The organism is Terriglobales bacterium, from assembly GCA_035573675.1.
In the GTDB taxonomy this organism is placed as follows: domain Bacteria; phylum Acidobacteriota; class Terriglobia; order Terriglobales; family Acidobacteriaceae; genus DATMAB01.
Genome location: DATMAB010000021.1, coordinates 42,384 through 68,804 on the forward strand (window position 1 = coordinate 42,384; position 26,421 = coordinate 68,804).

22 protein-coding genes are annotated in these 26,421 nt (G+C 64.6%); 16 read left to right on the top strand and 6 right to left on the bottom strand.

Annotated elements, in window-relative coordinates:
• Positions 1-115: 115 nt before the first annotated feature.
• The 8 genes from rpsB (at position 116) to VNK82_10260 (ending at position 9,129) form a co-directional block, all read left to right on the top strand.
• Positions 116-1,000, top strand: a complete 885-nt coding sequence (gene rpsB / locus VNK82_10225; GenBank protein ID HXE91326.1) for a 30S ribosomal protein S2 — start codon at positions 116-118, stop codon at positions 998-1,000.
• A 94-nt stretch (positions 1,001-1,094) separates the two neighbouring features.
• The gene (gene tsf / locus VNK82_10230; GenBank protein ID HXE91327.1) at positions 1,095-1,754 is read left to right on the top strand and encodes a translation elongation factor Ts; all 660 of its coding nucleotides are present in this window, start codon (positions 1,095-1,097) and stop codon (positions 1,752-1,754) included.
• 84 nt (positions 1,755-1,838) lie between these two features.
• Positions 1,839-2,807 carry a cytochrome P460 family protein gene (locus tag VNK82_10235; GenBank protein ID HXE91328.1) on the top strand — a complete coding sequence of 323 codons (969 nt, stop codon included), beginning with the start codon at positions 1,839-1,841 and terminating at the stop codon, positions 2,805-2,807.
• Between the two features lie 64 nt (positions 2,808-2,871).
• Positions 2,872-3,585, top strand: coding sequence for a UMP kinase (gene pyrH, locus VNK82_10240; GenBank protein ID HXE91329.1), 714 nt, complete (start codon positions 2,872-2,874; stop codon positions 3,583-3,585).
• Between the two features lie 95 nt (positions 3,586-3,680).
• Positions 3,681-4,271: a ribosome recycling factor gene (gene frr / locus VNK82_10245; protein HXE91330.1), complete on the top strand. Its 591-nt coding sequence runs from the start codon at positions 3,681-3,683 to the stop codon at positions 4,269-4,271.
• 201 nt (positions 4,272-4,472) lie between these two features.
• Positions 4,473-7,277, top strand: a complete 2,805-nt coding sequence (gene bamA / locus VNK82_10250) for an outer membrane protein assembly factor BamA (protein ID HXE91331.1) — start codon at positions 4,473-4,475, stop codon at positions 7,275-7,277.
• A 219-nt stretch (positions 7,278-7,496) separates the two neighbouring features.
• On the top strand, positions 7,497-8,273 hold the full coding sequence (locus VNK82_10255; protein HXE91332.1) for an OmpH family outer membrane protein: 777 nt from the start codon (positions 7,497-7,499) through the stop codon (positions 8,271-8,273).
• Between the two features lie 124 nt (positions 8,274-8,397).
• A complete protein-coding gene (locus tag VNK82_10260) occupies positions 8,398-9,129 on the top strand; it encodes an energy transducer TonB (protein ID HXE91333.1) in 732 nt (243 codons plus the stop codon).
• 210 nt (positions 9,130-9,339) lie between these two features.
• On the opposite strand, the gene lepA is transcribed toward VNK82_10260, so the two are convergent.
• Both lepA and VNK82_10270 read right to left on the bottom strand, forming a co-directional pair.
• Positions 9,340-11,148 (bottom strand): translation elongation factor 4, encoded by a 1,809-nt coding sequence (lepA, locus tag VNK82_10265; protein HXE91334.1) that lies wholly within the window; start codon positions 11,146-11,148, stop codon positions 9,340-9,342.
• Between the two features lie 159 nt (positions 11,149-11,307).
• Positions 11,308-14,517, bottom strand: coding sequence for a TonB-dependent receptor (locus VNK82_10270; GenBank protein HXE91335.1), 3,210 nt, complete (start codon positions 14,515-14,517; stop codon positions 11,308-11,310).
• A 271-nt stretch (positions 14,518-14,788) separates the two neighbouring features.
• Here VNK82_10270 and VNK82_10275 point away from each other — a divergent pair, with 271 nt between their 5' ends.
• Positions 14,789-15,349: a Maf family protein gene (locus tag VNK82_10275; GenBank protein ID HXE91336.1), complete on the top strand. Its 561-nt coding sequence runs from the start codon at positions 14,789-14,791 to the stop codon at positions 15,347-15,349.
• A 112-nt stretch (positions 15,350-15,461) separates the two neighbouring features.
• On the opposite strand, the gene tatA is transcribed toward VNK82_10275, so the two are convergent.
• Together tatA and VNK82_10285 are read right to left on the bottom strand one after the other, a co-directional pair.
• A complete protein-coding gene (gene tatA / locus VNK82_10280) occupies positions 15,462-15,626 on the bottom strand; it encodes a twin-arginine translocase TatA/TatE family subunit (protein ID HXE91337.1) in 165 nt (54 codons plus the stop codon).
• A 77-nt stretch (positions 15,627-15,703) separates the two neighbouring features.
• Complete coding sequence (locus VNK82_10285) at positions 15,704-16,885, bottom strand: M20 family metallopeptidase (GenBank protein ID HXE91338.1); 1,182 nt, start codon at positions 16,883-16,885, stop codon at positions 15,704-15,706.
• 147 nt (positions 16,886-17,032) lie between these two features.
• Between VNK82_10285 and fabZ the strand changes: the two genes are divergently transcribed.
• From fabZ to VNK82_10305, 4 genes are all read left to right on the top strand, one after another.
• Positions 17,033-17,560 carry a 3-hydroxyacyl-ACP dehydratase FabZ gene (gene fabZ / locus VNK82_10290; protein ID HXE91339.1) on the top strand — a complete coding sequence of 176 codons (528 nt, stop codon included), beginning with the start codon at positions 17,033-17,035 and terminating at the stop codon, positions 17,558-17,560.
• Between the two features lie 12 nt (positions 17,561-17,572).
• Entirely contained in the window at positions 17,573-18,370 is a 798-nt protein-coding gene (gene lpxA, locus VNK82_10295) for an acyl-ACP--UDP-N-acetylglucosamine O-acyltransferase (GenBank protein HXE91340.1), read from the top strand.
• Positions 18,371-18,518: 148 nt separating this feature from the next.
• Positions 18,519-19,361: a UDP-2,3-diacylglucosamine diphosphatase LpxI gene (gene lpxI / locus VNK82_10300; GenBank protein HXE91341.1), complete on the top strand. Its 843-nt coding sequence runs from the start codon at positions 18,519-18,521 to the stop codon at positions 19,359-19,361.
• Between the two features lie 162 nt (positions 19,362-19,523).
• Positions 19,524-19,988: a DinB family protein gene (locus tag VNK82_10305; GenBank protein HXE91342.1), complete on the top strand. Its 465-nt coding sequence runs from the start codon at positions 19,524-19,526 to the stop codon at positions 19,986-19,988.
• Between the two features lie 28 nt (positions 19,989-20,016).
• Here VNK82_10305 and VNK82_10310 read toward each other — a convergent pair whose 3' ends face one another.
• Both VNK82_10310 and VNK82_10315 read right to left on the bottom strand, forming a co-directional pair.
• Positions 20,017-21,492 carry a tetratricopeptide repeat protein gene (locus VNK82_10310; GenBank protein HXE91343.1) on the bottom strand — a complete coding sequence of 492 codons (1,476 nt, stop codon included), beginning with the start codon at positions 21,490-21,492 and terminating at the stop codon, positions 20,017-20,019.
• 320 nt (positions 21,493-21,812) lie between these two features.
• Positions 21,813-22,106 (bottom strand): hypothetical protein, encoded by a 294-nt coding sequence (locus VNK82_10315; GenBank protein HXE91344.1) that lies wholly within the window; start codon positions 22,104-22,106, stop codon positions 21,813-21,815.
• 553 nt (positions 22,107-22,659) lie between these two features.
• Here VNK82_10315 and VNK82_10320 point away from each other — a divergent pair.
• From VNK82_10320 to miaA, 3 genes are all read left to right on the top strand, one after another.
• Positions 22,660-23,703, top strand: a complete 1,044-nt coding sequence (locus tag VNK82_10320) for a Gfo/Idh/MocA family oxidoreductase (protein HXE91345.1) — start codon at positions 22,660-22,662, stop codon at positions 23,701-23,703.
• Between the two features lie 492 nt (positions 23,704-24,195).
• The gene (locus VNK82_10325) at positions 24,196-25,281 is read left to right on the top strand and encodes a TonB family protein (GenBank protein ID HXE91346.1); all 1,086 of its coding nucleotides are present in this window, start codon (positions 24,196-24,198) and stop codon (positions 25,279-25,281) included.
• A gap of 107 nt (positions 25,282-25,388) precedes the next feature.
• Entirely contained in the window at positions 25,389-26,351 is a 963-nt protein-coding gene (gene miaA / locus VNK82_10330) for a tRNA (adenosine(37)-N6)-dimethylallyltransferase MiaA (protein ID HXE91347.1), read from the top strand.
• Positions 26,352-26,421 lie beyond the last annotated feature (70 nt).

Sequence of the window (26,421 nt, forward strand, 5' to 3'; positions counted from 1 at the left end):
TGACCACTGGCAACTGTTTCTACAATCTTCCCCGGCGCCCGCGAGGCGGCGGGGCATCAATCCTGACCGACCGGCTTCGGCCGCCGCGAAGGATGCAGACCACTGAGGAGGTCGATTGGCGAGCATCAGCATGAAGGAACTGCTCGAAGCGGGGGTCCACTTCGGGCACCAGACCAAGCGCTGGAACCCCAAAATGAAGGAGTACATCTTCGGGGAGCGCAACGGTATCTACATCATCGACCTGCAGAAGACGCTCAAGATGTTCAAGGACGCGTCCCGCTTCGTGCAGGAGATGGCCGCCGGCGGCAAAACCCTGCTCTTCGTCGGCACCAAGCGCCAGGCGCAGGACGCCATCGCCGAAGAAGCCACTCGCTGCGGCCAGTTCTACGTGAACCAGCGCTGGCTGGGCGGACTGCTCACTAACTGGGTCACGGTGCAGAAGTCGGTCAAGCGCTTGAAGGAACTCGACGAGATGGCCACCGACGGCCGCTACGAGCTGCTGCCCAAGAAGGAAGTCATCAAGCTGGAACGCGAGCGCAAGCACCTGCAGCAGAACCTGGCCGGCATCAAGAACATGGACCGCCTGCCCGACATGGTCTTCGTCATCGACTCCAACAAGGAGCAGATTGCGGTGCGCGAGGCGCGCAAGCTGGGCATCCCGGTGGTCGCCGTGGTGGACACCAATTGCGACCCCAGTGAAGTGGATTACGTCATTCCCGGCAACGACGACGCGCTGCGTGCCATCCGGCTGTTCGCTTCCAAAATTGCCGATTCCTACATCGAGGGCGCGCAGGTGGCCGCCGACAAGCAGACCGCCGAGTACGCCGCCGCCGTGGCCGCGGGGGAAGCGGCCGCGGAAGGCTACGACGGCGAAGCCGGGGCCGAGGTATTCGAAGCCGCGGTCGAGGAAGAGCCGAGCATGGAGGACGTCCTGGGAGCGCGCAAAGCTCCGGCGTCCGCTGCCACTGCCGGCGATGCCGACGCCGCCGAGTCCCACTGAGGGACGGGTTCGACAAGTTCACACGACCCGCGCGCGGGCGCGGGTCGATTCGTCTCTACCACGCATCTAAGCAGCGAAAGGATTTGTGCTTACCATGGGTTCCACTGCCGTGAACATTTCCGCCGCACAAGTGAAGGAGCTCCGGGAGAAGACCGGCGCTCCCATGATGGACTGCAAGCAGGCCCTCGCCGAGGCCAAGGGCGACCTGGAACAGGCCGTCATCCTGTTGCGCAAGAAGGGCATCGCCACCGCCGCCAAGAAAGCGACGCGCGCCGCCACCGAAGGCTCGGTGGCGAGCTACATCCATGCCGGCGGCAAGATCGGCGTGCTGGTCGAGGTGAACTGCGAGAGCGACTTCGTCGCCGCCACCGCCGACTTCAAGGAGCTGGTGCACGATATCGCCATGCACATCGCCGCCAGCGATCCCAAGTTCATCCGCAAGGAGGACGTGACGCCCGAGGCCTACGAGCGCGAGAAGGATATCTACCGCGAACAGGCCAAGGCCACCGGCAAGCCCGCCCCGGTCATCGAGAAGATCGTCGAGGGCAAGATGGCGAAGTTCTACGAGGAGGTCTGCCTCTACGAGCAGCCCTTCATCAAGGACCAGGGCATCACCGTCTACCAGCTCATCGCGTCGAAGATCGGCAAGCTGGGGGAGAATATCGCCGTGCGTCGCTTCGCCCGCTTCAAGGTCGGCGAAGGCACTCAGACCTTCGCCGTCTCCAAGCCGCCGGCTGAGAGCGGAGCGAAGTAGCTCCAGCCGCCCGAGTGCGGCAGTTTGTCCCTCACCGCTTGCCTTTTGAATCGTCCGCTGTCTTAATGGCTCGGGGAGAGTGCAATGAAACCGAAGACGCTGCTCCTGGCGGTCCTTTCATGTCTTTCTGCCTACGCCCTCTACGCAGGCGCTGCTGACCCCGCATCCGAGGCACCCCAGTACACCGCCGAGGGCAAGTTAGTGCGTCCCTCGAACTACCGGGAGTGGGTCTACCTTTCCACCGGGCTGGGCATGAACTACGGGCCGGCGGCCGACGGCGATCATCCCATGTTCACCAACGTCTTCGTCACGCCGGCGGCCTATCGCGCGTTCCTGTCCACCGGAAAGTGGCCGGACAAGACCATGTTCGCGCTCGAGATCTATCATCCCGCCACCGGCTCCATCAACAAGAGCGGTTATTACCAGGGCGACTTCGTCTCGCTCGAAGCAGCGGTGAAGGACGAAGCGCGCAATCCCGACGTCTGGGCCTACTACAACCTCGGCCTCGACCGTCCCTCCGCCGAGCCCTTTCCCCGCGCCGCTTGCTGGCGCTGCCACAACGAGCACGGCGCGGTGGAGAACACCTTCGTCCAGTTCTATCCGCAGCTCCTGGAGGTCGCCGTTCGCAAGGGGACGGTGAAGCCCGACGCGGACTTCCCGCCCACCGCCGGCCTGATGTTCAATCTCATCTCCGAGCAAGGCTGGACGAAAGCGGAGGCGCAGTTCCTCGAGCATCGCCGCCGCCATCCGGAGGCGGCCGTGTTCCGGGAGGATGGGCTGAACGGCCTGGGTTACCGGCTGCTGAACGCCCGGCGCAACCAGGATGCGATCGCCGTCTTTTCTCTTGCCACCCGCGAGTTCCCGCAATCCGCCAATGCCTTTGATAGCCTGGCAGACGCCTACGAGCAGAGCGGCAACCGCGAGCAGGCACTCACCGCCGCGCAGAAGTCGCTGGCGCTGGCGCTGGCTGCCAGGGACATGGACGCGAACCTGCAGGCACAGATCGTGCGCGCCGCGCAGGAGCGCATCGCCCGCCTCAACAAGACGAAATAAGCTCGCGAAGAAGCCCGGCTTCCTCGCGACCTCCGGTCACGCGCGGATTGATATACTGCTGGGGATGCCCGCCGTCTTCCGTCGTGTTCTGCTCAAGCTCTCCGGTGAAGCCCTCGCCGGCAACCAGGCGTTTGGCGTCGAGCCGGCGCGCGTGGAACAGATCGCCAGCGAGCTCCAGGACGCCAAGACCATGGACGTCGAGCTGGCCGTCGTGGTGGGCGGCGGCAACTTCTTCCGCGGCGTGGCGGAACAGGCCCGCGACATGGACCGCGTGGCCGCCGACCACATGGGCATGCTGGCCACCGTCATCAACGCTCTCGCTTTGCAGGACGCTCTGGAGAAGCGCGGCGTCTATACCCGCGTGATGTCCGCCATCGAAATGAACCAGGTGGCCGAGCCCTTCATCCGCCGCCGCGCCATCCGCCACCTGGAAAAAGGCCGCCTGGTCATCTTCGCCGCCGGCACCGGCAACCCGTATTTTTCCACCGATACCGCCGCCTCCCTGCGCGCCATGGAGATCAAGGCCGACGTCATCCTCAAGGCCACCAAGGTGGACGGCATCTACGACGCCGACCCCGTCCTGGTGAAGGACGCCCGCATGTTCGACACCATCTCGTACCTGGACGTGCTGAAGAAAGGCCTCAAAGTGATGGACTCCACCGCCATCACCCTGTGCCGCGACAACAACCTGCCTATCATCGTCTTTAACCTCAACCGACCCGGGAACATCCGCCGCGTTCTCTCCGGGGAAAAGGTAGGCTCCCTGGTCAGCCAGTAGAGCGTACGGCGCAGCGTTTCCTTGTCGGTTCCGCAGGATCGTTGTTAATCCGTGGCTGGTCTTTCATTTATAATCAGCGGCTTTCGGAGCACAACATGGCTCAATCCACAATGGCCTCCGTTCCGGCGCTCAAGGACGTCTTCGTGCAAGTGCGCACCCGCATGGACAAGGCCGTCGAAGACTTCCGCCGGGAACTGGCCGCCACTCGCACCGGCCGCGCCAACGTGCACATGCTCGACCCGGTGCGGGTCGAGTTGTATGGCTCGCAGATGGCCCTGAATCAGGTCGCCCAGATCCACGCGCCGGAGGCCCAGCTTCTCACCGTACAGCCCTTCGATCCCACCTCGCTGGCGGTCATCGAGAAGGCCATCCGCACTGCTGACCTCGGCCTGAACCCCATGAGCGACGGCAAGCTCATCCGGGTTCCCGTGCCGCCGCTCACCGAGGAGCGCCGCAAGGACCTGGTGAAGCACCTGCACAAGGTGCTGGAGGACCACCGCACCGCGGTGCGCAACATCCGCCGCGACGGCAACGAACTCGTCAAGAAGGCGCTCAAGGACAAGAAGATCAGCGAGGACGAAGAGCGCCGCGCCCACGACGAGATCCAGAAGCTCACCGACGAAGAGATCAAGAAGATGGAGGAGATGAGCAAGACCAAGGAGAAGGAGATCCTTCAGGTGGGCTAGCATCGGGAACCACGAGCTGCGAGCGATCTCCTTGACCAAGCGTTTCGTCCCTCACAACGCGGTGCATCCCGTAACCCGTGGTTCTGGCCTGAGCATCCAAGATTCCGTATAATGAGCGGCTTCGGAACTCCATGCAGGGGTTGACCTATTTCTCCCATTCCTGACAACAGAGCGATCCCTGCAGGCGCCGGTAATCGCTCTTTGGCAGGAACGGCCCTGCGATGGGCCGTAGCGGTGCTGCTGCTGACCGGCATGACCCTGGCCCAGGGCCCGGTCATTGAAGAGATCCTGATTCACGGCAACCGGCGTATCCCGGCCGAGACCATCCGCGCCCGTATCTTCTCCCGCGCCGGCGATGTCTACGACGAAGGTGCCCTGCAGCGCGACTTCCGCTCCCTCTGGAACACGGGCTTCTTTGCCGACCTGCGCATTGAGCGCGAGGAAAGCCCCCGAGGCTACCGCATTCACGTCTACGTCCAGGAGAAGCCCAACATCCGCGAGATCAACTACGTCGGACTTTCCTCGGTGCAGCAGAGCGACGTGCTGGAGCGCTTCCGCAAGAACAAGGTCGGGCTCACGCTGGAAAGCCAGTACGACCCCACCAAGGTGAAAAAGGCGGAGGTCACGCTGAAGGAACTTCTGGCGGAGCATGGCCGCCAGTTCGCCACCGTCCGCACCGAGGTGCGCCCCATCCCGCCCAATTCGGTCGGCGTCAGCTTCATCCTCAAGGAGGGACCCAAGGTCAAGGTCGGCAAGATCCGCTTCGAAGGCAACAAGAACGTCAGCAGCCGCGTGCTGCAGCGCGCCATGGTCAACCTCAAGCCCATCGGCATCCCGCGCTCTATCTTCCTGGAAAACCTCTTTTCCAAGACCTTCGACGCCTCCAAGCTGGCCGAGGACGCCGAACGCGTCCGTTACGCCTACCAGCAGCGCGGCTACTTCAAGGCCATCGTCTCCGATCCCAGGACCGAGACCCGCGATTCCGGCGGCTTCCGCATTCCCCTGTTCATGAAAGGGGGCGGCAAGGCCGTGGACATCACCATCCCCATTGAAGAGGGCCAGCGCTACCACCTGGCCGGCATCACCTTCAAGAACAACAAGGCGATTCAGGACACGCGCGTTCTGCGGGCCGCGTTCGCCATGAAGGACGGCGACATCTTCAACGCCGAGCTGGTCCGCAAGGGCCTGGACGCCCTGCGCGAGCTCCACGGCGAGCTCGGCTACGTCAATTTCACCGCCGTGCCCGACACCAAGTTCGACGACGAAAAGCGCCTCATCACCCTGGAAATCGACATCGACGAGGGCAAGCCCTTCTACGTGCGCCGCATCGAGTTCCAGGGCAACACCACCACCCGCGACAAAGTCATCCGCCGCGAACTGGCCCTGGAGGAAGGCAACGTCTACAACAGCCGCCTGTGGAAGCTCAGCCTGCTGCGCCTGAATCAGCTCGGCTACTTCGAGCAGCTCGATCCCGAGCAGGACGCCTCCGTCCACCAGAACGTGCAGGAAGGCACCGTGGACATCACGCTGAAGGTCAAGGAGCGCGGCAAGAACTCCATCGGCCTGCAGGGCGGCGTCAGCGGCCTGGAAGGCGGCTTCATCGGGCTCAGCTACGAGACCAACAATTTCCTCGGCCTGGGCGAGACGCTGCGCGTCGAAGGCTCCACCGGCAACCGCGGCTACAACATCCTGTTCGGCTTCACCGAGCCCTACCTGTTCGACCGCCCGCTGCAGTTCGGCTTTACCGTGTTCGCCCGCGAGTTCCGCTTCAACCAGGCCGACCAGTTCACCCTGGCCACCGGCCAGGAGATCCCGGAAAGCGCCCAGCAGTTCCTGCTGAACTACAACCAGAACACCAAAGGGTTCACCGTCTCCGGCAGCTACCCGCTGCGCCGCTCTTTCAAGCGCCTCGGCCTGACCTACGCCTTCGACACCTCCTCCGTTTCGGTGTTCAGCGATGCCTCGCGCAACCTGTTTGAGCAGATCGCCTTCCGCGGGCTTTCCGGTCCCCAGGCGCTGGAGGGCATCGTCACCAGCAAGGTCATCCCCAGCTTCTCCGTCAACCGCATCGACAACCCCTACCGTCCCTCGCGCGGCTACAGCCTGTTTCTGGGAGGACAAGTGGCGGGGCTGGGCGGCAACGTCAAGCTCATTCGCCCGATCGCCGAATACAAGTACTTCCGTCCCCACAAGCGGAACGTGATCGGGATGCGGCTGCAGGGCTCGTTTCTTACCGGGTACGGCGGGCAGGTGGCCCCACCCTACGAGCGCTTCTATGTCGGCGGCGACACCGACCTGCGCGGCTTCGACATCCGCTCCGTCACGCCCATCGGCTTCCTGGTCGGCCGTGAGAACATCCCTTTACTGAACCCCGACCGCACGCCGGTTCCGTTGGACCCGACCAACCCGCGCCGCGGCAACTACATCGTTCCCATTCCCATTCACCGCATCGTGTTCACCGGCGGTGACACGACTTTTGTCAGCAACGTCGAGTACCGCATCCCCATCGTCGGCCCGGTGACCGTGGCGCTGTTCAACGACTTCGGAATGAACTTCGTCGCGCGCCCCTCCCAGCTGCAGATCAATCCCTCTACCGTTACCGATCTCAACACCAACCCCTTCGGCTGCCCCTCACTCACGGGCAGCTTCCAGTGCGCCGGCGGCTCCACGCTGGCGTTCGACTCCCACGTGGATATCGTCGACGGAACCAATTTCACCCCCCGCATGTCCACCGGGGTGGAATTCCAGGTGGTCCTGCCGGTCGTGAATGCCCCGATGCGCATCTACTACGCCTACAATCCGCTTCGCCTGACCGCCTCGACGGTGTCACCCGACTCATGCACTACCAGCTCCGGCGCTTCCATCAACTGCATCAGCCGCGACATGTTCCCGCCCGGCGGCGCGGGCGACTTCACCTACCAGGAAACCCTGCGCCTCTTTGCCCCGGGATTCCGGTTCGCCGAGCCCAAGACTACCTTCCGCTTCACCGTCAGCACGACCTTCTGAGCGGTTCCGCCTGTACCCTGCGTGTGCGGCCGCGCTGCAGGCGGCGGAACCCGGCGTTTGACGCCAGCCAAACCAGCCCCTATAATGGCTTGCATCCTCACCAGCGGACTGTTCACGCCTGGCCGCGGGAAGTAGGGAATGAAGGCTGGACCCGAGTCCAGCGCCGCCTGCAACGTTCTTGAGGAATCGCGCCATCTTCCGAGGAGTCCAAGCGAACCGATGACACGTCAGTCTGTAACACTTGTCCTGGTGGTTGCCCTGTTGTCCATTTCCGCGCTGGCCCAGACCGGGGCCACGCAGAACCGTCCGGCCGGCGCCGCGAATCCGCAAGCAACCACGCCCGCGCGGCCGGCTCCCGCCCCGGGAACCCAGGCCACTCCAGCGCCCGCCACGCCCACGTCGGCTGCGCCCGCCGCCGCCAAGGTCGGCGTCATTAACTTCAACGCCGCCATCGCCCTCTGCAACGAGGGACAACGCGACTTCGGCGCACTGCAGAAAAAATTCGAGCCCAAGCAGGCCGAGCTGCAGAACCTCAGCAAGGAACTCGAGGACCTGAAGAAGCAGCTCACCACCCAGAGCGACAAGATGAACGACGAGGCGCGCGCCAATCTCAGCCGCACCGTCGAGCAGAAGCAGAAGACCCTGCAGCGCTCCCTGGAGGACGCCCGCACCGAGTTCCAGACCCAGCAGAATGAGATCGCCGAGCGCATCTACCGCAAGCTGGGCGAGGTGCTGGTGACCTACGCCCGCAACAACAACTTCTCGCTGGTCCTGAAGTACGACGAGAGCGATGCCCAGAATCCCCTGCTCTGGTGGCAGCCCACGGTGGATATCACCCAGGACGTCATCGCCGCCTACAACGCCGTTTCCGGCGTCCCCGCTCCGCCGCCGGCGGCTCCGTCTGCGGCGCGGCCCGCTGGCGGAACCGGCACCACGGCGGCCGCCCCGCAGCAGCCGCGCACCGGCACCGGCGCCACGACCCGCAATCCACAGTAAAGGGGTTCAGGGCCGCCTGCGAGCGGCCCTTTCGTTTGCGCGCTTCTCCGTTCGTCCCAGGTTTTGCCGCCTCCTCGCACCGCCGCTGGCTCCGCCTGGTGTCCAAGCTGGCAGGAGGCGCGCCATGTTTGAAAGCAGCCTGCTCGAATCCTCGGGACGCCTGCGTTCCCGCCCCGGCTGGACCACGGCGGCATCGGTCGCCTTGCAGTCGCTGGCGCTCGGGCTTTTCGTCCTGATTCCCCTGTTGCACACCGAGGCTCTGCCCGCACTGCGCACCGTCGTTGCCCCGGTACCAGTGCCACTCGGAACGCCGAGCCGCATCCCTCCGGGTCCCAAGTCAGGCCGGACCTCACGAGCTTTCCTATCGCCGGATTCTCTCGTAGCCCCTCCACCCATACCGCCCACGATTGCCGAAGACATCATGGACGACCCGCCGGGACCGCCTCACGCCGGAACCCAGCCCGGCGGAGGATGCTTGCTGTGTTCGCCGGATGGAGTTCCCCGATCGGTCGGCGACTTTATGCGCACCACTCCCCCGCCCGTGCCGCCTCCGCCGCCGCAGCGCATGGTCGTCTCCGCAGGCGTGACTGCCGGACAGCTCATTCATCGTGTGCAACCTGTTTATCCGAAGATCGCCCTGCTCGCCGGCATCGAAGGAACGGTCGTCTTGCACGCCATTATCAGCAAGACCGGCACCATCGAAAGCCTGCGCGTCGTGAGCGGCCACCCGATGCTGCAGCAGGCGGCGGTGGACGCCGTCCAGCAGTGGCGTTACCGGCCGTTCTTCCTGGGTAGCGTCCCGGTGGAGGTGGAAACACAAATCACGGTCAACTTCATCCTGGCCCGGAATCGCTAGCGACAGCACCAGGCTTTGTGCAAAACGATTCGTGCTGAAGGCGGCGTCAGTCTAAGGGGATGGACCGGCCAGGAACGCCTGACTCCTTAACTAACTGCTTCTTGCATAATAACTTAGCGACGCCATAGGGGCGACGTGACGGGTTGGAGCCAGCGTTGACTCGCGCCCCAGAAGCCGGACTCGAGCGAAATCCACAAAATTTTCCACAGGCTACTTTTCGCCTTCCCCCACCCGCAGCACGGCCAGAAACGCCTCCTGCGGAATGTCCACCCGCCCGATGCGCTTCATCCGTTTCTTGCCTTCTTTCTGCTTCTCCAGCAGCTTGCGTTTGCGGGTGATGTCGCCGCCGTAGCACTTGGCGAGAACGTTCTTGCGGATGGCGGGAACGGTTTCGCGGGCTATTACCTTGCCTCCCACCGCCGCCTGGATGGCGACCTCGAACATCTGCCGCGGGATCAGCTCGCGCATCTTGGAAGCCAGGGCCCGTCCGCGCTCGTAAGCGAAGTCCCGATGAACGATCAGGGAAAGCGCATCCACCGGCTCGCCCGCCACCAGAATGTCCAGTTTCACCATGGGCGACTCCCAGGTTCCGGAAAGGTGGTAATCGAGCGAGGCGTAGCCCCGCGACACCGACTTCAGCCGGTCGTAAAAGTCCAGCACGATCTCATTCAGCGGCAGCTCGTAGTTCAGCATCACGCGCGACGCGCTCACGTACTCGAACGCCTTCTGCCGCCCGCGTTTCTCCTCCACCAGCTTCAGGATGCCGCCCACGTACTCTTCCGACGTCAGGATGGTGGCCAGGATCACCGGCTCTTCGATCTTCTTGATCTCGCTCTGCGGCGGCCACTTCGCCGGATTGTCCACCTCCACCACCTGGCCGTCGGTCCGGGTGATCTTGTAGCGGACGCTGGGCGCGGTGGTGATCAAATCGAGACTGAACTCCCGCTCCAGCCGCTCCTGGATGATCTCCATGTGCAACAACCCCAGGAAGCCGCAGCGGAAGCCGAAGCCCAGCGCCGCCGAGCTCTCCGGCTCGAAGAAGAACGAAGAATCGTTCAGCCGCAGCTTCTCCAGCGCGTCGCGCAACTGCGTGTGCTCATGGGCGTCCACCGTGTACATCCCGGCGAACACCATGGGCTTGATCTCTTCGAAGCCGGGCAGCGGCTCGATCGCCGGCCGCGCCTCGTCGGTGATGGTGTCGCCGATCTTGCTGTCGGCCACGTTCTTGATGTTGGCGAACAAGAAGCCCACTTCGCCCGCCGTGAGCTGTTCCACTTCCACCGGTTTCGGCGTCAGCACGCCCAGCGTCTCCACCTCGAACACCTTGCCGTTCGACCACAGGCGGATCTTCTGCCCGCGCCGCAGCGTGCCGTGTACCACGCGCGCCAGCACGCACACCCCGCGGTACGGATCGAACCAGGAATCGAACACCAGCGCCTGCAGCGGCGTCGCCGGCGAGCCCTTGGGCGGAGGCACCCGCTTCACAATCGCCTCCAGCACTTCCGGCACGCCCTGCCCGGTCTTGGCGCTCACCAGCAGCGCATCGGCCGTGTCCAATCCCACCGCCTGCTCGATCTGCTGCTTGCACCGCGCGATGTCGGCGCTGGCCAGGTCGATCTTGTTGATCACCGGAATGATCTCCAGGCCGTGATTGATGGCCAGGTAGGAGTTGGCCAGCGTCTGGGCCTCCACGCCCTGCGACGCGTCCACCACCAGCAGGGCGCCCTCACACGACGCCAGCGAGCGCGAAACTTCGTAGGAGAAGTCCACGTGGCCGGGCGTATCGATCAGATTGAGCTGGTAGGTCTGCCCATCCTGCGCCGTGTACATCATGCGTACGGCATGCGCCTTGATGGTGATGCCGCGCTCCCGCTCCAGGTCCATCGCGTCCAGCACCTGCTCCTGCATCTCCCGTGCGGAAAGCGCCCCGGTCAGTTCCAGCAGCCGGTCGGCCAGCGTGCTCTTGCCGTGGTCGATGTGGGCGATGATGGCAAAGTTGCGGATGTAATGGCGGTCCATCGCTGCAGGTGGGAGCTTCCATTGTAGCAGCCGGGGCTCGTGGCGCGGCCGCCCGGCCGCGCAATCAGCCGCAGCGGGAAAAAGGAAGTGAGAAAGAATCGCGGGGCCCTTCGGCCCCGCGAACACTGACAACTAGCCACTGACCACTGGCAACTGCAGTTAAAAGCTGTACCGCACCGCGAACTGCAGCGCCCGCGCCCCGCCCGACCCGAAAAACCGCCCGGCAGTTTGCAGGGGAGTGTTGAAACCGGACGAGGTGATGGCGTTGTTGAAGCCCGAGAAGTTCCGGTTGTTGAAACCCCGAATGTTTGTGCTGTTGAAGACGTTGAACACCTCCGTGATGAACTGGAAGTTGTGGCGCTCGGCGAAGGTCCACGTCTTCGTCACACGGAAATCGAGCGAGTTGAAGCCGTCTCCAAACTCTTCGTTGTCCGGGATGTTGACCGTTAACAATCCTCCCGCACGGCAGGGAAAGATGCGCGCTGAGGGAGCCGTAGTTGTTGGATCGAGGCAAGGCGTTAGCGCGTTCCATCTTGCAACGGCTGCTTTCAATTCCGCCCCCGTCCTGATATCCCTGCCCAGCGAGTTGCGCTGCAAAATGGGCAGGCGCGAGTTCAGCTCCGGTACGAACGGATCCATGGGCACACTCGAGCTGATGGTCAGGATCGGCGAAAAGCTGATCTGCCAGGGCATCTCGAAAATGCCGTAGAAGACGAACCGATGACGCTCGTCCGTGGGCGAATAGCCTTTCTCGATCCGCGGGTTGTTTGTGCCGAAGTTCAGGTTGACCGCGTCTTCCGCGGCGTTGAAGGGGATCTGATCGTCGTTGGCGAAGTTGTAGCTCTTCGACAATGTGTAGTTGACGTTGAAGCCCCACTTCCACGCCCCGCTGCCCGTGGGTCGTTTCTGCAGGCTCGCCAGCAAACCGCTGTACCAGGACTTGGCCGCCGACGCGATCAGTTGGATCCTGTCCTGAATGCCCGTCGCCGGATCGGTGACCGCGCACGGATCGACTCCGCCGGAGGCCGGGCACGGACCGGGGAAGCCCGAACTGGGATCGACGATCAGCGGGATGGAGGGAATCAGGCTGGTCCCGGCCCGCAGGAAGCGCCCAGTCAACAACCGCTGCCCGAAGTTATGGACTCCATCCGCAGAGATCACCCAGTTCCGGCCGATCTGATGCTGCACACCGAAGCTGAACTGGTGCACCAGCGGTTGCCGCACGTTATTGTCTACAAAGTTGAAACCGCCGAGCGGGATCGAACCCGGCGTTCCCACGAACGGGTTGTCCAGTGTCGGCGTGCCCGGGTCGAAGAGTGCGTTGGCCTGGAAACAGTCCCCACCGCCATTGCAGGTGGATCCACCCAAGGCGCCGATCTGCAGCACCCGACCGTCCACCAGCACTTCCAGGATGGGCACCTCGATCACCACGCGGTCGTAGTAAATCCCGTAGCCGCCACGCACCACGGTGGTTCCCTTCTTGAAGGGATCCCAGGCAAACCCGAAGCGGGGGCCGAAGTTGTGGAACTTCGGAGCATTATGCGGGCCCAGCACGCTCCTCAACCATACACAGCCCGCGGTGGTGGTCAGAACCGTCGGGTCCGCGCACGGTTGGCTGAGCGGGCCTTCGCCCAGTACATCGTCATCGAAATCCCAGCGTAGGCCCAGATTCAATGTCAGGTTCGAGGCCACCTTCCAGTCATCCTGGAAGTACAAACCGAAGTAGTTGTTGCGATAGTAGGGAGCCGTCGGCGGACGGTTGGGCGCCGTGCCTAGAACGGTCAGCAGGACCGGAATGTCCAGGTCGTTGATGACGCCGTCATTGTTGCGGTCTTGGCTGCCGAAGTCCTCGACCGTGAAGATACTGCCGCTGCCGAACAGGTCGAACACAACATCCGACCCCGCGTTCTGCCACTCTCCACCGAAGCGGATCGTGTGCTTGCCTGCCGTCCAGGAGAAATTGTCCTTGATCTGATAGCGATTCATCCGCGTCCGCTGCGGAATGCGGAAGTTGGCCCCGTCCTGCAGGCCGCCCGACAGGAAGCGGATCTCGTGCCCGGCGGCTATCCCCGCAGGGTCGGTGAGCGGCGTGTTTTCGTCGAAGGATGGAATCTCGTTGATGAACAGATCCACATGGAACATCAGATCATTGATCTTGTTGTTCCCAATCTGTCTCGTCCAGTCGGTCACGATGGAGTTGAAGCGGTTCAGCGAACTCTGGCGGTTGGCGGCCGACCCGACCCCCAACGACAGGCTGCCGTTGGCTACTTCCAGCGAGCGGTTGAAAGCGTACCGGATGAACAGGTTGTCGTCGTCCGTCAGCTTGAAGTCCGCCCTCGAGTTCAGCAGCACATCGTCCAGCGGCGCAGCTGCGGCCGTGCGGATGATGCACTCGGACGACTGGGTAACGCTGCAGGTGGCGTAATTGGCAAGGTCACGCTCCCCTACCGGCACGGCTGCATCCTGGTTCCGGTCCTCCACAGAGACGAACCAGAAGGCCTTGTCCCGCTTGATCGGGCCACCCAGCGATCCCCCGAACTGTTCACGATCGAAGGGCGGCTTCGGCTGATCTCTCAAAAGCGCATCCCTCCCCTGCAGCGCCTTGTGGCGGAAGAAGAAGAATCCCGAGCCGTGCCAGACGTTGGTTCCCGACTTCGTAATGATGTTGATGATGCTCGAGCCCGACCGGCCTACCTCGGCCGTGAATCGGTTAGTGGCGATCTGAAACTCCTGTACGCCGTCCTGCGGGAAGTTGGCCAGCGTGCCCCCCACTACCTCGTCGTTGTTATCCCCTCCGTCTACCGTGATATTGCCGCCGCGCCCGAACGCCCCCGCCGAAGAAACTTCCAGCGTGTTGGTCTTGGTGGGATCGTAGTTCGTCGCCGGCCGGTTCCCGGGCAGCAGATACGCCAACTCCAAAAAATTGCGCCCGTTGAGCGGGATGCTCTCCACGGTGTTGGACCCGATCAGACCCTGTACCTGCGACTGCGTGAGTTCCAAGCCCGCTTCCTGGCTGCTGACCGTGATGACTTCTCCGGCCTGCGCTACCTTCAGGGAAACGTTGAACGTCCGGGCGATACCCACGTCCAGGTGCAGGTCCTTGGTCTCCTGCGTGGCGAAGCCTTGGGCCTCGATCCGCATGCTGTAATCGCCAGGTGTCAGATTGGCGAAGGTGTAGTTGCCATCCGTCCCGGTGGTGAGCACCCGGGTGGTTCCTGTCCCGGTCTGCGTCAGGGTGACCTTGGCTCCGCTGACTACCGCGCCTTGCGGATCCGTCACCGTTCCGTTCAAGGTGGAAGTCGGCAACTGCGCCCAGCCCACCGCGCACACTGCCATCACTACCAGCATCCATTTCAGTGCGACACGCATGAGAATCTCCTTTGGGTTGAGAATCTCCCTCTCCGTTCTCGTGGACTTCGAGTTTCGGCGGACCTTTGTGGGAAGTAGACGATACCCTCCAGCCCCCCCCCGGAGCAGGTCTGCACCCCCGTGCCCCTGCCAGATGCCGCTTGCCGGGAAACGTTACACCTGGACTGGGCCCCTAAGTCAACAAGCGTCGCATGGAGTGGCCGCCCTTAGTTGGCAGAAGGGCGCACAGCGCGCCAGACAGCGCTTAGGCCTTGGGTAGAATCGTTTCTGCATGCCTCTGATTCTGGCTTCCGCTTCGCCGCGCCGTCAGGAACTCCTGCGCAACGCCGGCATTGGCTTCACGGTGAAGAGCGCTGATGTCCCGGAGCGCCGCCGGGCGCGCGAGTCGCCGCTCGCCTTCGCCAGGCGCCTGGCGCGCGAGAAGGCTGCCGCGGTCTTTGCCCGCCACCCGCAGGATTTCGTGCTCGGCGCCGACACCATTGTGGTCGTGGGTGGTGAAATCCTGGAAAAGCCGCGCAACGCTGCCGACGCCCGCCGCATGCTGCGCCGCCTCTCCGGCCGCAGCCATCGCGTCATCACCGCGGTGTGCCTGCTTGGACCCGACGTGGAAGACGTCCGCGCCCGGACCACGCGCGTCACCTTCGCCCGGCTGTCGGCGGCCGAGATCCGCGACTACGTAGCCACCGGCGAGCCCCTCGACAAGGCCGGCGCCTACGCCATCCAGGGCCTCGCCTCCCGCTGGGCCACCCGCATCGAGGGCTGCTACTTCAACGTGGTGGGCTTGCCGGTTCCTATGGTCTACGCCATGCTACGCCGGCACGGCGTGGTTTGAGCCTTTGGTTCGCGGTTCACAGTTCGCAGATCGCAAAATTGACCGGCCGTTGCAGAGGTGTTCGCGGAGTAAAACAAGAACAACAGAGGAGGAGTGCGTAAACTCGTCGTGCCTAGCTCTTCTTCTCGCCTTCCTTTTCGCCTTCCTTCAGGGCGCTCTTGAAATTGCGGATGCCTTCGCCCAGTCCCTTGCCCAGCTCCGAAAGACGGCCCGCGCCGAAGATCAGCAGCGCCAGCGCCAGCAGCAGGATGATTTCCGGCATGCCGATTTTGCCCATGGAACCTCCGAATCTGTTTCGATTCTAGGCTTCCCCATCGGCCGAGTCAAAACTGGCCGGCGTCGGGGCGAATCCGCTCAGTCCTTGACGGAGGCGATCAGTCCGGCGACCAGCACCGCCTTCCAGGGCAATGCGTCCAGCACAACCTGCTCATGGCGGGCATGGGCGCCGTCGCCCAATCCTCCCAACCCATCCAGTGTGGGCACGCCAAGCGCCGCGGTGAAGTTGCCGTCCGAACCGCCTCCGGTGGCTGACTCCTTCAGGTCCACGCCGAGACCGCGCGCCAGCTCGCGCGCCAATTCGTAGAGCGTCGCCACCCCTTCGGTCCGCTCCATGGGCGGACGATTCACGCCGCCGGTCACTTCCAGCTTGCAGCGCTCATCCTTGGGCCGCAGCGAGCGGAACTTGCGCTCGATGCGCGGCGCGTCGCTCATGCGCGCCACGCGCACATCCACCGCCGCCCACGCTTCCGCGGCCACCACGTTGGTCCGCGTTCCGCCCCCGATCACACCGACGTTCACCGTCAAACCCCGTTCGTAGTCATTGAATTTCTCGATGCGGGCGATCTGCCGCGCCAGTTCGTGGATGGCGCTCGCGCCCTTCTGGGGCTCGATCCCGGCGTGCACGGGGATGCCGGTGATTTTCACGCGATACTCACCCACTCCCTTGCGCGAGGTCTTCACCGCACCTTCCGGACCGGTGGCGGGTTCGAGCACCAGCACCGCCGCCGACTCCCTCGCCAGCCCTTCGGTGATGGCCCGCGACGATTCGCTGCCGACTTCTTCGTCGGAGACCAGCAGCAGGCGCACCGGACGCGGCAGCGCGCCGCGTGTCTCCAGCAATCCTTCGAGCGCGTACATCATCAGCGTGATGCCCGCCTTCATGTCATACACGCCCGGCCCGTAGGCCCGTCCGTCCGCGATGCGGAACGGCATGCTCGCCAGCGTGCCCAGCTCCCACACCGTGTCATAGTGGCCCAGCAGCAGCACCGGCTTGCCCGCGCCGCCGGCGAACTCCGCCTCCACGTGGTCGCCGAACTGCTCGGCGCGATGCAGGCGCGTCCGCCCGCCCAGGCGTTCGAAGGTCTCCGCCAGATGGGCGGCCAGACGGTCCGCCGCCGCCTTGTCGTTGCTGGGCGACTCCATTTCCACCAGCTTGCGCAGCGTCTCCGTCATCTGCGGCTGCCGCTCGCGGAAGTAGGCCAGCAGATCGGACAAGCCGCCGGTCGCGCCACCTTTTGTTACGAGTGTTCCATGCATGGATATAAGTATAACGGATAGATTGGACGCCTTCGCCAACGGGGGAATTCCGGGCTGCTTCCTCTCCTCCCTGCGCGCCCTCCTTCGCGCATCCACTATAATCGTTGCCCAGCACCGGGACGCAACTTCCGCCGAGTGCGAATCGACATGACCGATCACGCCAAGACCGAGCTGGCGGAAGCGCCCGCCGAGCCGCGCTCCGTGCTCTCCATCGCCGAGATCCAGAAGATCCTGCCCCATCGCTATCCTTTCCTGCTCATCGATCGCGTCATCGACCTTACGCGCAAGCAGCGCATCGTTGCCATCAAGAACGTGAGCGTGAACGAGCCCTACTTTGCCGGCCATTTCCCCGGCCAGCCCATCATGCCCGGCGTGCTCATCGTGGAAGCGATTGCGCAGGCCGGCGGCGCTCTGCTGCTCACCGAAGTGGAAGACCGCGACGACAAGCTCATGGTCTTTACCGGCATCGAGCGCGCCCGCTTCCGCAGGCCCGTGCTGCCCGGCGACCAGCTCCGCATCGAGGTCGAGGTGACGGCCTGGCGCATGACCGCCGTCCGCATGCAGGGCAAGGCCTATGTCGACGGCAAGCTGGCCTGCGAGGCCACCGTGAGCTGCGCGCTCGTCGACCGGCGCCGCGCGCAGCCTGCGGCCGAAGCCGGCGAGCCGGAGGGATAGTCCCCGCAACGTGTGAAACTCGAGACTCCAACCAGCATCCATCCCACCGCGATCGTCGATCCCGGCGCCGTTATTCCCGCTACCTGCCGCATCGGACCGTACTGCGTGATCGGGCCGGACGTGGAAATGGGCGAGCACTGCGAGCTCATCTCCCACGTGGCCATGCAGGGACCGACGCGCATGGGCAGCCACAACCGCATCTTCCCTTTCGCCTCGGTCGGCCTTGATCCGCAGGACTTGAAATTCACGCCCGGGGAAAAGACCCGCCTGGAGATCGGCGATCACAACACCATCCGCGAGTGCGTCACCATCCATCGCGGCACCCAGGGCGGCGGAGGCGTCACCCGCATCGGCAGCCACACCCTCATCATGGCCTATACGCACATCGCCCATGACTGCATCATCGGCGACCACGCCATGCTGGCCAATGCCGCCACCCTCGCCGGCCATGTCACCGTCGAGGACTGGGCTGTGGTCGGCGCCCTCTGTCCCGTGCATCAGTTTGTGCGCATCGGGACGCACGCGTATATCGGGGGCGGCACCACCATCACCCAGGACGTCCTGCCCTTTTCGCTCACCAGCGCCAAGCGCGAAGTCCACGCCTACAGCTTCAACAAGGTCGGCCTGGAACGCCGCGGCTTCAGCCCGGAACGCATCCGCAGGCTCCATCACGCCTATAAGGTTCTGCTGGCTTCGAAACTCAACACCGCTCAGGCGCTCGCGAAGCTCAAAGGCGAGGGTGACCTCGGCGAAGACGTCTCCTTGCTCATCCGCTTCATCGAGAGTTCGCAGCGCGGGATTATCAAGTAGCCGTCATCACTCAGCAATCAGCAATCAGCCAAAACGCCGGAGCTGGCACTATTCGCATTGGCTGACTGCTGAATGCTGATTGCTGAATGCTTTCCATTCCCCCGCCACCTGCCGCCTCACGGTTCACCGCTGCTACACTGGCTCCACCATGCCTGACCGTCTCGGTCTCATTGCCGGCAACGGCCGCTTCCCGCTCCTGGTGCTGGAGGCCGCGGTCTCTCGGGGCGCCGAAGTGGTGGTAGCTGCCATCAAGGAAGAGACCTGGCCGGAGATCGAATCGCGCGGCGCGGCCGCCGTCCACTGGCTGTCGCTCGGCGAACTCAGCCGCCTCATCGACACCTTCAAGCAGGCGGGCGTCACGCGCGCCGTGATGGCCGGCCAGGTGAAACACAAGCAGATCTTCTCTTCCATCAAGCCCGACTGGCGGCTGGCGAAGCTCCTGCTCTCGCTCCGCTCGCGCAACACTGACGCCATCATCGGGGCCGTCGCCAACGTGCTGGCCGACGAAGGCATCGTCCTCATGGATTCCACCGCCTATCTGGAGCCCCTGCTGGCACGCAACGGCGTGCTCACCAAACGCAAGCCCACCGCCGAGGAAGCTGCGGACATCGCCTACGGCCGCGGCGTCGCACGCCACCTGGCGCAGCACGACATCGGGCAGACTGTAGTCGTGGCCGGCGCCGCCTGCGTCGCCGTCGAAGCCATGGAAGGCACCGACGCCGCCATCCTGCGCGCCGGCGAGATCATGAAGAGCCTCGAAGGCTCTGCCTCCACCCTGCGGCGCTCTCTCACCGTGGTGAAGGTCGCAAAACCCGGTCAGGACATGCGCTTCGACGTCCCCGTCGTCGGCCTGCCCACCATTGACGCCATGTGCCGCGCCGGCGCCACCTGCCTCGCCCTCGACGCCGGCAAATGCCTGCTGCTCGACGGCGACGCCATGCTCCACGCCGCCGACGACGCCGGCATCGCTATCCAGGCCGACGTTCCGTAGCTCTGGTTTCTCGTTTCTCGTTTCTCGTTTCTCGACAAAAGCAGAAACATGAGAGGCCGAACATGAAACTTGAAACGCGAAACGTGAAACGCGAAACTTTAGGCGCTTAAGCAGCGTTCTGAGCCGCGCGCCGGAATCCTGAACGAAGTGAAGGATCTACCCATGAAAGAGACTATCCGCATTGCCGACCAGCTCCAGCGCTCCTACGCCGGTGGCGCCTGGCACGGCCCCTCGCTGCGCCAGGTGCTCGCCGGAGTGGACGCGCGCCGCGCCGCCGCGCATCCGGTGCCGCACGCGCACTCCATCTGGGAGCTGGTGCTGCACGTCACCACCTGGAACCGCGCCGTGCTGCGCCGCGTGGAGGGACGGAGCGTGCGCGTCTCCGCCGCAGAGAACTTCCCCAAAGTCACCGATACGAGCGCCGCCGCCTGGAAGCGGGCTCAACAGGCGCTTGCGGACGCGCACCGCGCGCTGCATCGCGCCGTGCGGCGCATCCCTGACTCGCGCCTCGGGCGCAAAGTGCCGGGCAAGCCGCAAACGGTCTATTTCATGCTGCACGGTCTGGTGCAGCACAACATCTACCACGCGGGCCAGATGGCGTTGCTGAAGAAGGCGAGGAGGCAGTAACAGTTCTCAGTTCTCAGTTCTCAGTTTCTCAGTTCGTAGTTCGCAGATCGCCGTTCGTTCTCGCCCTTCCCATCGCCAACCGCGTCATGGCCAGGAGGTCGCTGACGCCGAAGGGCGCGGAGATGGCCAGCGCCCGCGATTCCTCCAGGAAGGCCTGCATCTCGGCGTCGGTTTCGTCGGTGAGCGCCAGCACGAACTTGCGCTCCGCGCCCGGCTGGTGGCGCTCCAGCCAGCGATAGATCTCACGGCCGCTCCAGCCCGCCGGCAACCGGTCGCTGACAACAATGGCGTCGTAGGGCGATTTCTCCAGCCGAACCACGGCGTCTTCGCCGCGTCCCAGCGCCAGCACCTCGGCGCCCGCGCCCGCCAGCACTTTGCGCGCAAAGTCACGCACCGCTTCCTGCGGATGGACGACCAAAACGCGCCCCGCCAGCGGCCCTTCCTTCCCGTTGCCGTTGCGTGCCGGTTGCGGCGGCTGAACCAGGGAACTCGGCGGCAGCTCGAAGACCCGCCGCCCCGGCAGCGGCGCTGCCGGGAGGCGCACACGATACGTGCGGTAGGCGATCGCGCCCACCACCACCGCCACCAGCCCCAACAGCACAAACTGGATGGCGCCGGCCAGCGAGATGCGCAGCGGCGACGAAGAACCCGCCGCGGCTTGCGTACCATCGGATTCCTGCCGCAGCACCGCAACCGGCGCGGCCGTCGGTTTCATCGTCTTGCTGCCCCGCGTCGCAGGAGGGGCAACGGGAGTCCGAACCACAGCGCCGGGCGAAAGGCTCGCGACAGGCGGCCCGCTCGCCGGCTTCTGAGCTTCTGCCGGCGCCGGCTTCGGAGTCTCCGCCGGAGCAGGCTTTGCGTCCTCGCTCGCCACCGGCTTCCAGGTCTCGTCCGTCGCGGGTTTTGCGTGCTCGCCGGCCGCATCGGTTCGGACGGGCGACGCACTCACCGTGCTCGCGCCCGACCCGCCCAACGACTCGAGCGCCTCACGCACTTCGCGGTCGTTGGGATACTGCCGCTGCGCTTCGGTGAACAGCGCGCGCGCTTCCTCCTGGCGTCCCATCCACAACAGCACGAAGGCCTTCCCCACCAGCGCGTCGTAGAGCGTGGGATTGCGCGCCAGGACGCGGTCGTAGGTCTCAAGCGCCTTCTGGTTCTGTCCCTGCCACGATGCCACCTTGGCCGTGCCGACCAAGGCCGCCGCGTTCTGCGGCTCCGTCTCCAGCAGGCGCCGGTACTCGCGCGCCGCTTCCGGGAATCGCCGCAGGATGGCAAGTGTGCGCGCGTATTCCAGGCGCACCACCGTGTTGCGCGGATCGGAAGCCAGATAGGTCTCGAGCGGCTGGAGCGCCGCTGCGAAGCGACCCGCCGCATGCAGCGCGCGCGCCTGCGTCAGGATCTGCTCGGCTGAAAGCGACGGGTTGCTTTCGTCTTTGGCTTCGGATTCTGTCTGGGCCGCAGCGCCGACCGAGAGAAGACATGCAAGGAGGATCAGCGCCGCCATCAACGCCGGCGCGGGGGCCCGCCAACGTGAACTACGAAGGATTGCCGACATCACTTCCCTGCATGCCATGGTAGCGCCGCGGCACGCGCCGCGGTGACAGCGGAACCACGAAAGGCAACGGCTCTTTCATCGCCGAGAACGCAGAGAGCGCCGAGAAAACCCAGGGGAGGGGCCTGGCTTCAGCCAGGCCGAAAAGGTCCGGAAGAACCCCGGCCTTAGCCGCTGAGGTGAGGTTTTGGCCTCAGGGGCTGAAGCCCAGGTTTCGTGCGGTCAATTGGGGCACGAGTGAACTCGAGCCCTTGCCCTGGAATAAACACCTCCTATTCGTGGCTTTTGTACTTCTCGCAGGCAACGGTGATCTGCATGGCGTAGATGAGCAGTTGCGCCTGGCGCAGCGAGACCCGGCCTTCGGAGACCAGGCGGTAGGTTTCGGCGAGCATCCAGTCGATGGGGCGCTCGGCGTGGAAGGCGGGGAGCCAGCGCCCGTCGCGGGCCATCTTGCGGATGCGTGGCGCCTGGCGTCCGTGGAAGAAGCAGAGGCGCTTGCCGCGCATGGCGGGCGAGCCGCAGCGCTTGCCATCGGCCTTGATGTGCTGGCAGAGCGGGATGTTCAAGATACCCTCCCCTCCCCCTGGGGTCCAATGGAATCAACGGGTTAAAGCACGAAATCGGGCAAAATCCTTGGATAGACGGGACTTATGGTCAAATTATTGATATCATTGGACTTGCCGGATACTCCGGTTTCCTACTTTGCCGCGCGGACACCACCCAGAAAATCGGAAGCAGGATAGCACTTTCGCTTTTTGTTTGTCAATAGCAAAATGCATGATAGGACAGGATGGCTATTCCACTTAGGAACGGGCGTCAGTCGGTGAGGTACCTAAGCGGGGTTCTGGGCGAGACTGCTACCATGTAGCGGTTCCATGCAGTTGACACGGCACCGTTATACGCAGCGGTACTGCATCTGTTGTCCGCGTTCTGCCCAGTCTGCAGAGAGAGAAGTGGTTATGGCGGGTCAAACCTTCTTTGGCTTGCCCAGCGTTGACATTCGAGGGCTTGAAGTTCATCAGTCGTTTGTGGTTTTCATCGCGGGTGACAACTCGGCAGCAAAGAGGAATATCACCTTAGGACCGTTAGCCTGACGGAGAGATTCACTGGACACTCCTCTTGCCACCTACTTCGCCTGAGAACGCTAAAACCCGGGTCGCCGTCGTCGGCGTAGGCGCTTTCGGGCGGAATCATGCCCGCGTGTATCGCGAGCTGGCCGAGCAGGACGGCAACGTCGAACTTGTCGGCGTCTGCGATCACAACCCTTCCCACGCCGCGGCCGTAGCTTCCGAGTTCTCCACTCGCCGCTTCAACTTGCTGGAAGAACTGCGCGGCGAGGTGGATGCCGCCTCGGTCGCCGTGCCCACGGTGGCGCATCTGGAAGTGGCGCGGGCGCTGATGGAAGCCGGCATCGACGTCCTGATTGAGAAGCCGCTGGCGGCTTCCCTACCCGAAGCCGATGAACTGATCCGCCTGGCGCAGCGCACCGGGCGCATCGGCATGGTGGGGCACCTGGAGCGTTTCAACCCGGCGGTGCGGGCCACGGCGGCGCTGGTGAACTCGCCCATGTTCTTCGAGGTGCACCGGCTGAGCGTGTTCACGCCGCGCTCGCTCGACGTGGACGTGGTGCTCGACCTGATGATCCACGACCTCGATATCGTGCTCTCGTTCGTCTCTTCGCCGGTGAAGGAGGTGCGCGCCGTGGGCCTGCCCATCCTCTCCTCCAAGGTGGACATCGCCAACGTGCGCATGGAATTCGATTCCGGGTGCGTGGCCAACTTCACCGCCAGCCGGGTCTCGACCGAGCGGGTGCGCAAGCTGCGCTTCTTCCAGCCGCACCAGTACATCTCCGTGGACTATTCGCGGCAGGACGTGCTGGTGTTCACCGTGGACCCGGCAGCCGCAGCCGCAGCCCCGCCCGAGGAAACCGGGCTTCCGTTTACCAATCCGGGGATTGCCGTGGCACGGCCGGAGGTAGTGCGCGAAGAGCCTCTGCACGCCGAGCTGCGCGCCTTCCTGCGCGCGGTGCGCGAGCGCTCGCGGCCGCTGGTGCCGCTCGAGGACGGCCGTCGCGCCCTGTCCCTGGCACTCGACATCCTGGGCGCCATCCGGGAGCACGGCCGCCGCATCCAACTGGAAGGTGTGCCGGGAACGGGACGCTGAGCCCACGCCTGCGCCGAACAGCGTGGCGCAGACATGGGGCACCGCGAATCGGCGAACTGCGATCTGCGAACTGAAAAGCCAACCACAATGGACACGAAGGAAGAACGAAGGAGAGCCATGGGAAGCCGACTGCGCCACCATGAATGACTACGAACCCCACGTCTGCGTCGAACAGCGTGGCGCAGACATGGGGCACCGACGAATGGGCGAACTGAAAGCCAACCACAAAGGACACGAAGGAAAAACATAAGGAGAGCCGTGGGAAGCCGAGCACGCCACCATGAATGACTACGAACCCCACGTCTGCGCCGAACAGCGTGGCGCAGACATGGGGCACCGTCAGGCATCGTCGAAGGCGCAACCCGTAGCGAACCGGCTCCCTCCCGTCCCTGCGGGCGGGCGCGACCTGTAAGGGAGTGAGACAATAGATACGGCTTTTCCCGCCGGATGGCGCGCGACCGACTGCCCTTCCGCGGGTTGCAGGACTGAGGCGTGGCCACGCGGCAGCTCATCCCGATCGCTTCCGAGACCGGTTCCGGCCGGGACGGCAGCGGTTCGCCCCGCCCGCCGCTTCCGGAGATCGAAGCCCCCGCGCTGCTGCTGGAGATCGACGACGAACGCACGCGCGCCCGCCGTCGCGAAGGCATGCTGATTTCCATCATCGCCCACATCGTGGCCGTGCTGGGCCTTGTGCTGCTGCCGCCGCTCCTGCCGCAGTCGCGCGGCATCACCGTGGCCACCACCGAAGAGCTGCTGCGCAACAAGGAGCTGACGTATCTCGAGTTGCCGCCGGACTCGCAGGCGCCCCCGGCGAAGCCGCCGGATACGAAGATCATCTCCGACAAGGACCGCATCGCCACCTCGCGGGCTCCGGTGCCGGACAAGAAGACACTGGACGAGCTGCGGGACAGCCGTCGTCCCGGGCCGCCGGGGGTGAGTGCGCCGCCGGCGCCTCCCTCGCCCGGCGTCCTGCCGCAGGCAGGCGGGAGCGCCGCCGCAGCGCCGCCCGCCCAGGGCGGCACGGAGCAAACGCCGCCGGGAACCGAGGTGGCGAGCCTGCAGGCCCCGCCGATGGCGCGCGGACGTGGCGGCGTGTTCGGCACGGGGCGCTCGGCCGGCTCCACACTCGAAGAAGCCACGCGCGCGGCCGCCGCACGCGGCGGCGCCGGGGGCACGGTGGGCTCGGGAGGCGACTACGGCCTGGGACCGGGCTCTCCCGCCAAGGTGCGCAGCGACCTCGACATCATGAGCGACACCATGGGCGTGGACTTCGGACCCTACTTGTCGCGTGTGCTGCTGGCCGTGCGCCAGAACTGGTACGCGCTGGTTCCCGAAGCCGCGCGCCCGCCGCTGCTGAAGAGCGGCAAGGTCTCCATCCAGTTCGCCATCCTGAAGGACGGCAGCGTAGCGGGCATGCGGCTGGCGCAGACCTCGGGCGACGTCTCGCTCGACCGCGCCGCCTGGGGCGGCATCACCGCCTCCAATCCCTTCCCGCCTCTGCCTGCTGAGTTCCGCGGCAATTACCTGGAACTGCGCTTCCACTTTTACTACAACCCGGGAAGGAACGAGTTGCGGTAAAGCATGCGCGCGGAGCGGCGGGAAGCCATCGGACTGATCCTGATCGCTCTGCTGGTGCTGGCCTTTGTGCTGGCGCGCTACGGCGGCAGCATCCCGTGGGGAGCGCGGTGAGTTCTCAAGAAGCTGCAGGAGAGCGTGATCCGCTGCTGGTCATCGTGGTTGGACCTACCGGCAGCGGAAAAAGCGCATTGGCAGCGGCGCTGGCGGAGCGGTTCGGCGGCGAGATCGTCAACTGCGACTCGGTCGCGTTCTACCGCGAGTTTGAGATCGGCACGGCCAAGCCTTCGGCCGAAGAGCGGCGGCGCGTCCCTCATCATCTGCTGGATGTGGTCGGGCCGACGGAATCCATCACCGCGGGCGATTACGCGCGTCGCGCCCGCGCCGTGCTGGCGGAGATTCGCGAGCGCGGGCATCTGCCCATTGTGGCCGGGGGAACCGGGCTGTACCTGCGGGCGCTGGTCGAGGGCCTGTTCCCCGGCCCGCCGCGCTCGGAAGAACTGCGCGAGCGGCTGCGCGCCAGCGCACGCAAACGCGGGCCGGCTCACTTGCACCGCATGCTTCGGCGGCTCGATCCGGCGGCGGCAGAGAAAGTTCACCCCAACGACGCGCCGAAGCTCATCCGCGCGCTTGAGGTGTGTTTGCAAGCCCGCGGCAGGATGACTGACCTCTGGCGGAAGGGCCGCGATCCCCTTACCGGCTTCCGCGTGCTGCGCATCGGGCTGAATCCGGAGCGCAACGCGCTTTATGCGCGCATCAACCAGCGCGCCAAGCGCATGTTCGAGCAGGGACTCATCGAGGAGACGCGCGAGCTGCTTGAGCGCTATGGCGAAGCCGCCCGACCCTTAGGCTCGCTCGGCTACAAGCAAGCCGTACAGTTCCTGCGAGGGGAAATCGATCCGAAGCTGGCGGTGTGGGCCACGCAGCAGGCGCATCGCAATTACGCCAAGCGCCAGATGACGTGGTTCCGCAGAGAGCCCGATGTCCACTGGCTGCGCGGGTTTGGCGATGATGTGAGGGTCCAGGAGGAAGCGCAGGGCATCGTGGAAGCAGCGATAAGCAATAAGCAGTAAGCCAAAAGCCAAGAGCCAAAGGCTTATCGCTTACTGCTTATCGCTTGCACGCGAAACTCAAAAGGCACCG

Coding starts and splice junctions, on each gene's coding strand:
- tatA (HXE91337.1), bottom strand. CDS start 15,626: ATGGGCAAAATCGGCATGCCGGAAATCATCCTGCTGCTGGCGCTGGCG.
- VNK82_10305 (HXE91342.1), top strand. CDS start 19,524: ATGAAAGAGACTATCCGCATTGCCGACCAGCTCCAGCGCTCCTACGCC.
- VNK82_10275 (HXE91336.1), top strand. CDS start 14,789: ATGCCTCTGATTCTGGCTTCCGCTTCGCCGCGCCGTCAGGAACTCCTG.
- tsf (HXE91327.1), top strand. CDS start 1,095: ATGGGTTCCACTGCCGTGAACATTTCCGCCGCACAAGTGAAGGAGCTC.
- VNK82_10255 (HXE91332.1), top strand. CDS start 7,497: ATGACACGTCAGTCTGTAACACTTGTCCTGGTGGTTGCCCTGTTGTCC.
- VNK82_10310 (HXE91343.1), bottom strand. CDS start 21,492: ATGGCGGCGCTGATCCTCCTTGCATGTCTTCTCTCGGTCGGCGCTGCG.
- pyrH (HXE91329.1), top strand. CDS start 2,872: ATGCCCGCCGTCTTCCGTCGTGTTCTGCTCAAGCTCTCCGGTGAAGCC.
- lepA (HXE91334.1), bottom strand. CDS start 11,148: ATGGACCGCCATTACATCCGCAACTTTGCCATCATCGCCCACATCGAC.
- lpxI (HXE91341.1), top strand. CDS start 18,519: ATGCCTGACCGTCTCGGTCTCATTGCCGGCAACGGCCGCTTCCCGCTC.
- VNK82_10270 (HXE91335.1), bottom strand. CDS start 14,517: ATGCGTGTCGCACTGAAATGGATGCTGGTAGTGATGGCAGTGTGCGCG.
- fabZ (HXE91339.1), top strand. CDS start 17,033: ATGACCGATCACGCCAAGACCGAGCTGGCGGAAGCGCCCGCCGAGCCG.
- VNK82_10285 (HXE91338.1), bottom strand. CDS start 16,885: ATGCATGGAACACTCGTAACAAAAGGTGGCGCGACCGGCGGCTTGTCC.
- frr (HXE91330.1), top strand. CDS start 3,681: ATGGCTCAATCCACAATGGCCTCCGTTCCGGCGCTCAAGGACGTCTTC.
- VNK82_10235 (HXE91328.1), top strand. CDS start 1,839: ATGAAACCGAAGACGCTGCTCCTGGCGGTCCTTTCATGTCTTTCTGCC.
- VNK82_10260 (HXE91333.1), top strand. CDS start 8,398: ATGTTTGAAAGCAGCCTGCTCGAATCCTCGGGACGCCTGCGTTCCCGC.